Source organism: Massilia norwichensis, from assembly GCF_024753245.1.
Taxonomy (GTDB): Bacteria; Pseudomonadota; Gammaproteobacteria; order Burkholderiales; family Burkholderiaceae_D; genus Telluria; species Telluria norwichensis.
In genome coordinates, this window is record NZ_JANUGX010000071.1 from 1 (window position 1) to 1,413 (window position 1,413).

The window sequence follows — 1,413 nt, forward strand, 5'->3', positions numbered from 1 at the left end:
GGTCATCGCAACACCTCATTCTTAGGGAGGTGAAGTGGGGAAGCCAAAGCATGGGCGCTGCAAACGTGGCATCCGTCCAGTAGTAGGTTCGATAGGTCGTCCTGGCGTTGGTCTGGGTAACGTGCGACGCATCTTTTGGAAGGCAATCGCGGATGGTCTTCCGAGTGAAGACGCGGCCATTGTCGCAGGAGTATCTAGCGCCGTGGGAGCTCGATGGTTCCGTCAAAATGGCGGGATGCCAAATCTTAACTTTGCTCCACCATCGGGTCGATTCCTGTCATTTGCAGAGCGCGAGGATATTGCATTGCTACGCGCACAGCAGTTCGGGATACGGGAGATTGCCAGGCGGATTGGCAGGAGCCCTTCCACGATCTCACGCGAACTCATCCGCAATGCTGCCACCAGAAGCGGCTACGTCGAATACCGGGCTACCACTGCACAATGGCATGCCGAGCGTCGAGCCAAACGGCCAAAGAGTGCCAAACTTGCGTCCAACGAAGCATTAAGAAAATATGTCCAAGATAGACTCGGCGGGAAGATCACAAACGCAGCCGGTAAGCACATCGGCCCCCAGTTGTCGTGGTCGCGTAGACGACACGGCCGGCGCCAGGATCGTAGCTGGGCCACGTCATGGAGTCCCCAGCAGATTGCAAATCGCTTGCGCATCGACTTTCCCGAGGACGAATCGATGCGTATTTCTCACGAGGCGGTCTATCAAGCGCTGTACATCGAAGGCCGGGGTGCGTTAAAGCGGGAATACAGTGCCTTCCTGCGTTCGGGACGGCCACTGCGTGTTCCTCGAGCTCGGGTCAAAGCGCGCGGCAAACACTTCGTCACCCCCGACGTACTGATCGATCAAAGACCGAAAGAAGTAGAGGCTCGATCTACGCCAGGTCACTGGGAAGGCGACTTGATTATTGGGCTTGAAAGTTCAGCAATCGGAACGCTCGTCGAACGCTGCACACGCTTTACGATGCTCCTGCACCTACCTCGAATGGCTGAGCACGGTACAGTCCGGGAAAAGAATGGCCCCGCTTTGGCAGGCCATGGGGCCGAGGCAGTCAAAAAGGCTATTACGGATACGATGTTGGCGCTGCCGCCGATGATGCGCAAATCATTGACGTGGGACCAGGGCGCTGAGATGGCACAGCATGTTCAAGTAAAAGATGCTACCGGGATGCACGTCTACTTTTGTGAGCCACGCAGCCCTTGGCAACGCGGAACGAACGAAAACACGAATGGACTACTTCGACAATATTTTCCCAAGGGGACTGATCTTGCGCGGTACAGTGCTCCAGACCTCGCTGCAGTGACGACAGCACTCAACAATCGTCCGCGGAAAGCCCTTGGTTGGCGAACACCGGCCGAAGCATTCGCCAATCATTTATCATGCGTAAACGTCAGTGTTGCGAC

1 protein-coding gene is annotated in these 1,413 nt (G+C 56.2%); it reads left to right on the forward strand.

Annotation, left to right across the window (positions count from 1 at the left end; genetic code table 11):
* Nucleotides 1-34 precede the first annotated feature (34 nt).
* A partial coding sequence (locus NX782_RS26165) for an IS30 family transposase (RefSeq protein ID WP_370661842.1) occupies nucleotides 35-1,413 on the forward strand: 1,379 nt, incomplete at its 3' end.